The 9036-nt window shown below is 64.9% G+C and carries 8 protein-coding genes; 3 read left to right on the top strand and 5 right to left on the bottom strand.

The window, feature by feature from the left end; translation table 11 throughout:
* The first annotated feature begins 47 nt into the window (after nucleotides 1-47).
* Nucleotides 48-1796: an HYR domain-containing protein gene (locus ABFE16_18835; protein MEN6347354.1), complete on the top strand. Its 1749-nt coding sequence runs from the start codon at nucleotides 48-50 to the stop codon at nucleotides 1794-1796.
* Nucleotides 1797-2002: 206 nt separating this feature from the next.
* Here the strand turns inward: ABFE16_18835 and ABFE16_18830 are convergent, their stop codons facing one another.
* The 3 genes from ABFE16_18830 to ABFE16_18820 form a co-directional block, all read right to left on the bottom strand.
* Entirely contained in the window at nucleotides 2003-3520 is a 1518-nt protein-coding gene (locus ABFE16_18830) for a hypothetical protein (GenBank protein ID MEN6347353.1), read from the bottom strand.
* Nucleotides 3521-3583: 63 nt separating this feature from the next.
* On the bottom strand, nucleotides 3584-5053 hold the full coding sequence (locus ABFE16_18825; protein MEN6347352.1) for a M14 family zinc carboxypeptidase: 1470 nt from the start codon (nucleotides 5051-5053) through the stop codon (nucleotides 3584-3586).
* A 97-nt stretch (nucleotides 5054-5150) separates the two neighbouring features.
* Nucleotides 5151-6119 carry a zinc-binding dehydrogenase gene (locus ABFE16_18820; GenBank protein ID MEN6347351.1) on the bottom strand — a complete coding sequence of 323 codons (969 nt, stop codon included), beginning with the start codon at nucleotides 6117-6119 and terminating at the stop codon, nucleotides 5151-5153.
* 233 nt (nucleotides 6120-6352) lie between these two features.
* Between ABFE16_18820 and ABFE16_18815 the strand changes: the two genes are divergently transcribed.
* Nucleotides 6353-6775, top strand: a complete 423-nt coding sequence (locus ABFE16_18815; protein MEN6347350.1) for a GntR family transcriptional regulator — start codon at nucleotides 6353-6355, stop codon at nucleotides 6773-6775.
* A gap of 95 nt (nucleotides 6776-6870) precedes the next feature.
* Nucleotides 6871-7356 carry an ATP-binding cassette domain-containing protein gene (locus ABFE16_18810; GenBank protein MEN6347349.1) on the top strand — a complete coding sequence of 162 codons (486 nt, stop codon included), beginning with the start codon at nucleotides 6871-6873 and terminating at the stop codon, nucleotides 7354-7356.
* Here ABFE16_18810 and ABFE16_18805 read toward each other — a convergent pair.
* On the bottom strand, nucleotides 7340-8203 hold the full coding sequence (locus ABFE16_18805) for a hypothetical protein (GenBank protein MEN6347348.1): 864 nt from the start codon (nucleotides 8201-8203) through the stop codon (nucleotides 7340-7342). The genes ABFE16_18810 and ABFE16_18805 overlap by 17 nt on opposite strands.
* Nucleotides 8204-8823: 620 nt before the next feature.
* The coding region (locus tag ABFE16_18800) for a hypothetical protein (GenBank protein ID MEN6347347.1) at nucleotides 8824-9036 on the bottom strand (213 nt) is incomplete at its 5' end.

The following is a 9036-nucleotide window of genomic DNA, read 5'->3' as shown; positions in this document are numbered from 1 at the left end:
TGTAGATGCAGACCATGGGGCCGAATGCGTCCGAGGAGGAGTTGGCGATGGGGCGTGCAAAGACGCTTCTGATCGTGGTTCTACTCTTGCTCCTGGCGAGCACAAGTCAGGCCGTGATCATCGACTTTGAGAGCCTGTACCCGGGATACGAGAGCTGGGGCGTGGTCCCCAGTCCCTACGCCGGCTTCAACTGGTCCAGTACGGACTGGATCACCAAAAACTACCTCGCGCCGCCCAATGGCTACTACAACACCATTCAAGGCCACGTCGGTATCTCTGGCCCCTACGAAGCCACCATGACCATGAATGGTCGCCCCTTCGCCGTGGTCGGGGCCCGTGTTGGCGCCGCCTGGAACGACGGCCAATACGTGTGGTTCGCCGGCTACCGGAACAGCAGCCTGGTCTCCTACGCCTACCGCCTGACAAGCTACTTCGGCGGCGACATGACCTTCGGCATGGGGTACTACGACACCCTCAGGATAATCCCCGACGCCAACACCGGAACAGACCACGCCTCCGGTGACAACGGGGTAGGCCACCACATCGTGGTCGACAACCTCGATCTGTACGTACCCGATCCACCCGACGCGAAGGCCGGGCCAGACCAGACCGTCGAGCAGGCCACCTCCGCCGGTACCGAAGTGACCTTTGATGGATCGTCCTCGACTGCCGGCACCGCGGGCCAGGTCATGCCTTGGCAGAACGTAGTGAATGTGAACTCGGGCTGGACCTACGACGACATCCAGTGGCAACACGCCAACCTTCCGGCGGGTGTGACGCCCCTCAAGGCTACGCTGTCTATCCAGGCCTGGGACGTCGACCCTGACGAGGATGACGCGGTGTACTTCTGGGACGCCCACTCACCGGGGCAGTGGCACTACCTTGGCATCCTCACCAAAGGCAGCAGCAGTGGCGAGACGACCCTCTCCGTCTTCAACCTCAACCCGGCATGGCTGCTGAGCAACTACGTGTACGTCGTTGTGGATGCGAACTGGGCCGTCGACATCCAGGTCTCGACGCTTAGCGTGGTCTGTGTAGGACAGCCCTCGATCACTTACCAGTGGAAGGAAGGGACCACTGTCCTCGGCTATGGCAAGACCCTCAAGGTCACCCTGCCCCTGGGCCTGCACAACATACTGCTAACAGTGACCGACCTTGCCGGGCAGACCGACACCGACACCGTCCAGATACTCGTGCAGGACACCACGCCACCCGTCCTGACGGTTCCCAAGGACATCACGGTGGAACAGGCCACCCGGAATGGCACGAAGGTGACCTTCTCCTGCTCGGCCACCGACATCTGTGACACCTCCGTCGACGTGGCCTGCACGCCGGCTTCCGGAACGGTCTTCCCGCTCGGAACCACCACAGTGAACTGCACGGCTACCGACGACTCCGGCAACGTCGCCCGTGACACCTTCAAGGTCAAGGTCGTCGACACCACGCCGCCGGAGCTCACCTGGAAGCTGCTCAAGGACACCCTGTGGCCGGTCAATCACAAGATGGTTCTGTGCGCGACCCTCTCCGTCTACGACATCTGCGACGCCGCGCCGGTGGTGGATATCAACGTCACCAGCAATGAGCCCATCAACGGCCTCGGCGACGGCAACACCGTTCCCGACTGGACTGTGGTCAAGAGCGGTGGCGTCTGGGAGGTCTGGCTCCGCGCTGAGCGTGCTGGACCCAGTCCCGGCCGCGAGTACTCCCTCAGCGTCGTGGTCACCGACGCTTCCGGTAACCAGTCCACCGCCTCGGGCACCGTGAAGGTCCCCCACGACCAGGGAAAGGGCAAGTAGCCCAGATCAGCTCCAGGGCCTTGGCTACACACAATCGCGGCGGCCCCTCGAAGGGCCGCCGCGATCTGCTGCCCGAGTCCAGGGCCGTGATCGGCGCACCAGTGAGCGTGCCGGGTGTGCACCCTGACGGGTTCGCCTCGTCCTCGGTTCTTGCCGGCAGACCAGAGCATTCAGGTCAGGGCAGAGACTGGGTTCGGGCTGAGGTCTCAGCCATCCTCCCACCAGTGTTGCGCGGCGGGGAAAGGAGGCGCAGGCGGTTGAGGTCGGGGGATCCTCTGCACACCCGCTATGCGTAGCCCCTCGAAGTGGACGACGCAGGTGGCATCCCCGGCGTCGCGAGGTCGTAGCCCCCAGGTGGGCACGTCGTACAGCACGCTCACCGCCATCACGGCATCCTCCACGTTCTTCGGCAGACCCTCGAAGCGGAATACCGTGCGCGGCGGGACCTCAGGAAGCACTCGTTGCAGTTCGCCAAGGACCGCCTGGCGCATCTGCGCATCCCGGTACAGTCTGCTCTCGAGACGCCACAGGAGACCGAGATTCGCAAGAAGCGCGAACCCGGTCAGCGCCCACAGCACGGACCTCTGACCCGGCCGCCGGGCCAGTCGAGTGCTCAACGAGCAGATACCGTAGCCGAGAAGCAGCATCAAGCCGACGGCCGGCAGATACCGGTAGCGCGCTGAGACGGCGTACTCATAGGTGAAGGCGACGAAGGGCAAGAAGGCAACGTACATCCAGGCGACGAGGTGGCGCACGGGACCGCGGCCGCGTATCAGCAGTCCGAGGGCCGCGAGCGTGAAGACGATGCGCGCGAGAAGTCCGACAGGCCCTGCCAGATCCGCGAGGCCGCCCGGCAAGGCGCTGTGCAAGACTGCGCGGAAGCCGCCACGGGAGATGTCGGGCACGAGAAGCTGCGGCACGATATCCAGCAGGTTGCGGACCATGTGTGGGCCGAACCAGTAGAAGCCCTCTTGGAGCCCTGAAAGGGTGCCTCCTGTCTCACGAGTCACCGGCTGGAGCAGGCCGTAGACCAGGCACACGGCGAGCAGAGGCAGGTAGGCGACCCAGTTGCGCTCTCGCAAGGGCCAACGGCGCAGGACGAGGACGTCTGCGAGAAACAGCAGGGGGATCACTGCGAGGCCATCTTCCTTGCTGAACATCGCGAGGAGACTCAGCACGGACGCCCAGCCGAGGAAGCTGCGACGGCTCTCACGCCGGAAGCGCAGAAACAAGACGACGGCGCAGATCACGAGAAAGCTGCACAGGGGACGGTAACCGACGGCGATCCAGGTGACGGTCTGGTGGTTGCCCCAGAACAGGGCGAACCCCACAGCGCCCAGGAGTGCGGCTCGTCGGCTGAACAGCGTGGCACCCAGCCAGAACACCGCTAGCGAGGCAAGGAAGTGTGTCAGCAGCAGGTAGCAGTGATAGGGCACGGCGTTCGTGGTGCCCCCGAGGTGGTAGAGCGTCAGGAAGACGAGGTCAAAAAGGGGCGTGCAGCCGTTCTCGCTCACAATCACCGCACGCCAGACCTGAGGGGCACTGGCCCACAGCCGGGCGACAACCAGCCAGGGGTAATCGTCGACGCGGAAGCTTAGCCTGAGCGAGGGCGCATAGGCGGCCACCACCGATAGCAGGAGGAGGCCTGCGACAACCGGCCCTCGAGGCCCGTCGCTGGATACCGGTCGGTCAGGCGCTGCAGTGGTCTCGCCGAGGCTATCCATTGTCGGCAGCTCTGCCCGCTGGCCTGTGGCGGCCTGGAGGCGAGAGTCTCATGCTCCTCGTCCTCATATCGTGGGTGTCCATCCCTGCTCGCGGCGCTCCTTCGGGTCATAGCGGCAAGAGACCACGAAGAGGTCCTCCTTCGCCGCACGTGCCGGTGGGACGTTGATCTGCAAGTACGTATAGCCTCGGTCGCGGTAGACGAGGTACCCGTCCGTCTCGGAGACCGGCGACAGAGCGCCGTTGAGCCGCACCTCCTGCAGCGCCGCCTGCCCATAGGGGATCCGTAGCCTGAAGGCAATCCCGTGCTCCGGCAGAGGGGAGGCCGCCTGGCCGTGGGGCAGCGAACTCAGGTGCAGGTTTGGTCCGGCACCCCACTGCCCTGCGCCCGTCGGGAAGGTACCCAAGAGCGGCAACAGGGGCCCTTCCTCGATCAGAGGGCTACCAGCAAGCAAACGGCGGAACCCATCGAGAGTCTGGTCCCGGGACAGCTCGCGGGCCGAGGTTTGCGAGGTGGCGCATACGTAAAGCAGAAGCCCCTCGGTCTGCGGGTTCACCATGCCGTGCGTCATCTGGTCCAGCCGGTTCCATAGCTCCACTCGGCTGCGGCGCCGTGCCTGGGCACTGGTTCCATACGCCACGATGGCGTGGAGTATGTTCGTGCCTATCACCCTCGTCGGATAGCCCGGGTAGACCTCGCCCGGCCAGACCTCGGCGGCAAGCTCCAGCAACCGCCGGTGCCGCAGGAAGCCGCTGCGCTCCCACATCACCTCTGACGCGGCCAGCATGGAGTGGTAGTGGCAATAGCAGTACACCGCTGCGTAGACCCGGGGCCGCCCGACCCAGCACTTCGCGGCCATTGCCTCCAGCTCGGGCCCCCACACCAGTCTCTCGGCGTCCTGCTCCAGTCGGTCGGAGGGGAAACCCTCGTCGCGTGCAGCAGCGTCCATCTGCTCCGTCAGCTCACTGTGGTATGGCCGCAACGCAAGGTTGGAGTACGAGGCTCCCGAGTTCTCCAGGCTAAGGTACCCCGGGAAGCTCAGGTCCAGTCCGTGGGCGTCAGCATGGACCTCGGGCATGTACCTGTCCATCATCTGCTGGACGGCCACCGCCTCGGGCATCGCCTCAGGGGCCTGTGGTCCCTCCAGCGTCCAGCGGGTATACGGATCGTACCCGGCCGTGTTGGCATGGGTGCCGTGCACGTACCCGTCCGGATTCACCACCGGCATCATGACGACCACGCTATGGCGCAGGATGTCCGCGGCCCTCGCATCGCCGGACAGGAGCCACTCCATGAGGGAGAACAGGCTCGTGGTAGCGCTGCGCTCAAGGCCCGAATGCTGGGCGGTCAGCAGCACGTGCTCCTTGGTCTCGTCGGGGGCATCGGGATCGGTCAGGATAGCCGCGAGGATTGGCCGCCGCTCGGCAGACTCCCCGAGCGTCTCAAGCTGCATGGTCCGTGCGTGGTTCCGGGCCCAATGCTCCAGTTGGGCCTGCAGCATACTGAACTCCGGGTATCCCGACTGGTGCCGCATGCTTTGCACTTCCTCCCTCAGCGCAGCGACGCCGCGGAGCAGACCCCGCAGGCTGTCCTTGCACGGCCGAGCGGTGCCCGTCGAGGCCCTTCACTAGCTAGAGCTCAAGTACCACCTTCAGCGATCCCACATGACTCGCTGGGTCTGCGTACATCGCGAAGGCTTCCGCGGCCTGATCCCACGGCAGGCGTGGCGTCACGATCTGCGTCACCTCTGCGCCCTCGGCCGCGATCAGGTCCACAGCGGTCTGGAAGAACTGCATGCAGCCTGAACCGTGTGAGGTGACTACCCGCAGTTCGTTGTGAAGTGCATGTAGCCACGGGAACTCCTGAGTCTCGTAGCGCGGCACACCGAAGGGACACAGCCGCCCTTCGCGCCGGAGTAGGTAGGCTGCGGTAGTGAGCGCTTCGGGAGTGTCGGCGGCCTCGATGGCGAAGTCGACCATCCCTCCGTCCGTCAGCCCCCGCACGGCATCGACCGCGTCCTGTTGCGAGGTGTCCACCACGGCTGAGGCTCCCAGTCGCCGGCTCCAGTCCAGACGCCAGCCAACCTTGTCGAGGGCGATAACCTGCCGAGCGCCCGATCGTCGCAGCATCCAGGTGAACAGCAGCCCGATCGGCCCCTGGCCGACCACGGCGCAGCGCTCATTGATCACCGGCTCCGTCTTTGACAGAGCCCGCAGCACCGTCGCCAGAGGCTGGGCCACGATATAGGGCGCCAGGTCAGACGCCTCCTCCGGTAGTCGGGCCAGCGACTGCCGCTGCGCGACGATGGACTCGACATAGCCGTGGTGGTCCCTTGACTGGGCGAGGACGGGCGTGCCCTCGGGCCAACCAGGCAGGCGTGACTGCACGATGAAACCGACGTTCTCGTGTCCGGACCAGCCGACGGGCCCCGGCCAGGTGCTCTTGGCCCAGCGTCCTTCAGCAGTGTACTGGGGCACATTGCTGCCGCAGAGTCCCACATGAGTGCAGTGGACCAGTACTTCGCCATCGGCCGGAACGGGCACCGCCACATCTTCCACCAGTCTGATGCGGCGTGGCGCCTCGAAGAGAATGCCTCGCATAGGAGCTCCCTGTACCAAGTGGTTGAGGGGCCGCTTTCGTCCGCGGCCGGTTGTCCTGCGTCGCCTCTCGCAGATCTACCTCAGGCAAGGGCGTGCAGTCTGACTGCCCGAGCCTTTCCCGCTCTACCGGCTCTTTCCCTTCTGTTGGAAGCGTTGAGAGGACTACCCTTCGCCGGCACAGGCGTGGAAAGAGCCTTGACACGCCAGGTCAAGTGTATTAATGTACTAATACAATGTACCTTTCACTCGACTCCAGTTCGGGCACACCCCTGTATCTGCAGCTTGCAGAGCAGATGCGCCTGGGCATCGCCACAGGCGTCCTGCGCCCCGGCGACCAAGTGCCGACGGTGCGTGAGCTGGCCGCGCAGCTTCGGGTCAACCCCAACACTGTGGCTCGCGTCTACCGGGATCTGCAGGCCGAGGGTCTCCTATCCTCTCGACAGGGCAGCGGCACCTTCGTCGCTGAGAAGGCGTTGGAGGTTGCGGACGCCCAGGGCCTGGAGCTGCTCCGTGGACGCTGGCGAGCGGCCATCGCGCTGGGTCGCAGTATCGGTCTCGACTGGTCCGAGCTCCGAGCCCTGGCAGCAGAGCTGATCGCGGAAGCCGAGGCAGCCGGCGTCATCGGCAGGGAAGAGGTCGATCGTGAGTCTCCGTGACGCCGCGCTCGGAGCGGAGGGAGCTTCAGCCCACTCTGTGAGGTAGGGATGTCGGCCGACTGAAGCGAGACGAAGGGAGTAGGGGGGAACCCGTCATGGCTGATCTCGCCATCAAGACAGACGGTCTCACACGGCGCTTCGGACGAACCCTCGCCGTCCAGGGAGTGGACCTCCGCGTTCCAGTAGGCAGTGTCTACGGCTACCTGGGCCGCAATGGCGCCGGCAAGACCACGACCATCGAAATGCTCATGGGCCTGCTCTCACCCAGCTCCGGCCACCTGTCAGTCCTGGGGTTGGACCCCCTCAAGGAGGACGTGGCGATGAAGCTCCTCGTCTCCTACGTCCCCGAGCGCATCAGTCTCCCGGAGTGGATGACGATGTCCGACCTGATGGCCTTCGGCGCCGGTATGCACCCCAACTGGGACGGCACTCTCGCCGAGGAGTTGCGCCTTCGCCTGGAGCTCCCGTCGGATCGTCGCATCGGCCGGCTGTCACGCGGCATGCAGGGGAAGGCGGCGATAGGGAAGTCCACCTCGGCAAGGCGTTTCCATTCCTTGGGGTCACTCAGTCTGCTCCCATGAGATCGGCGATCGCGGCCCTGACGACCTGCCAGCAGATCGAGCAGGTGTCTTGGTCGGGACGGTCGGTCTCCAGCCTCTGGACGTAGGGATGGACCATGTTGCGGGACTCACGCAGAGCGTGGCTAAACCGCTTCACGTCGCCCTGGAGCCAGCCGACTTCGTGAGCCACCTCGATGAGCTTCGACAGCCCCCATTCACTGATGGACCTGGTCTTGCCCGTCCGGTCCTTCGGGCTGCAGTTGGCCCGGCCCGCTGTGGCCGGGTCCTGCTCGGCCTTGTGCAGTAGAGCTCCTTCGAGAACGCTCCCCATCATCACGATGGCTGATAGATGAGCACCGCCCTGGACGCATCTCTGAGCTTCATCCCATCGGAACGAAAGTATGTCGGCGAGGCTGCTGTCCGTCACAAACCGTTCGAAGTCAGGGGCGGGTTCGATCTGCTTGATCTTCGGCTTGGGTGGGGCGGCTGTCGCTGCCCTCTCCCTGAGCGTTGGGTTGACACCCACCAGTGCAGTCTCCAGGCCTTCCACCTGCAGGATGCGATTCAGATGCTCGGACACCGCCGCTGTCATCTCGGCATCCCCCCGGTACTCCTTGGGAGACGCGAGCCGTAGTATTACACTTCGGAGACGGTCGGTGCCATTGATGGATTGCAGCGCCTCGAGGGTGAACCACTTCCGAGTCGATGATATGCCCTGAGGGCTGACTTCCGCACGTTCGAAGAAGGCCTGTATCTCTGACTTGGTTCGGTACGGGCCCGGCGATGCGTACCCGCCGCTTCCCCCTTCGCCCGACCCGCAGATCACCTCTGCGATCGCCTCAAGCACCGTCGCGTCCAGACGCTTCATCGACTTCGCCCCCGATCTAGTGTCCTGTCACTAGGATAGCGAGACGGATAACAGAGGATCCGAGAAGCGACGCGGAATCGGCCTTGCACCAATCCCAGAGAGTGGAGCATGCCGGGCCCACGTGCTGTCCTCATCCTCCTGTCCGAGACAGATCGTGGCCACCTTGAGAAGACCGTGCATCAGCAGACGGCGCCGCAGAAGGTGCTGCGCAGCCGCATCCTCATGTTTGCCGCCGAGGGGTTGAGCAATGCCCTCATCGCCGCCCACCTGCACTGCGGCCGAGCCACCGTCGTGCGCTGGCGGGGACGCTTTGCCCAGAGCGGCTTAGCCGGGCTGGCAGACGAACCGCGGCCCGGACGACCCCGGTCTTGTTTCCCCGCAGCAGCGCATGCTCAAAGGCGGCAGCTTCGGGAACCTGGCAGATCTCGACGACAAAGCCCTGCACTTCGTTGGCTACTACAACGCCTGCAAAGCCCACCCCTCCCGCTGGACCCACATCGGACAGCCAAGGGCCATCCAACTGCACCCGGGCGTCGAGGAGAGAACAGCAGTGCCCGCAGCGCTGCGAGCGTGGCCCAAGGTCTCCCGAGTCTGGCCCAGTCGGCAGGAGGCGGTCGCGCCTAACGGTCCTTCGCCGCAGGCGTCAGGAGTCCCAGCCGCCAGGGAAACTGCCCGTAGCCCTTGCCGGCCTTCTCCGACTCCAGCGTGCCCTGGAAGACCATGCACAGGTGCTGCGGATTTACCGGCATCCTCTCGTCGTTGCGCTCCCGGACCAGTTCGCCATGACTGAGGTTGTCGGTCCACGGCGCCACACCCGGTGCGGGACGCACGTT

Source organism: Armatimonadia bacterium (assembly GCA_039679385.1).
Classification (GTDB): Bacteria; Armatimonadota; Zipacnadia; order Zipacnadales; family JABUFB01; genus JAJFTQ01.
Note: the sequence above shows the minus strand (reverse complement) of the source record. Positions and strands in the feature narration are given on the sequence as shown.

Excerpts from the sequence above, each read along its gene's own strand:
- ABFE16_18835 (MEN6347354.1), top strand. The coding sequence starts at position 48 with ATGGGGCGTGCAAAGACGCTTCTGATCGTGGTTCTACTCTTGCTCCTG.
- ABFE16_18830 (MEN6347353.1), bottom strand. The coding sequence starts at position 3,520 with ATGGATAGCCTCGGCGAGACCACTGCAGCGCCTGACCGACCGGTATCC.
- ABFE16_18825 (MEN6347352.1), bottom strand. The coding sequence starts at position 5,053 with ATGCGGCACCAGTCGGGATACCCGGAGTTCAGTATGCTGCAGGCCCAA.
- ABFE16_18820 (MEN6347351.1), bottom strand. The coding sequence starts at position 6,119 with ATGCGAGGCATTCTCTTCGAGGCGCCACGCCGCATCAGACTGGTGGAA.
- ABFE16_18815 (MEN6347350.1), top strand. The coding sequence starts at position 6,353 with ATGTACCTTTCACTCGACTCCAGTTCGGGCACACCCCTGTATCTGCAG.
- ABFE16_18810 (MEN6347349.1), top strand. The coding sequence starts at position 6,871 with ATGGCTGATCTCGCCATCAAGACAGACGGTCTCACACGGCGCTTCGGA.
- ABFE16_18805 (MEN6347348.1), bottom strand. The coding sequence starts at position 8,203 with ATGAAGCGTCTGGACGCGACGGTGCTTGAGGCGATCGCAGAGGTGATC.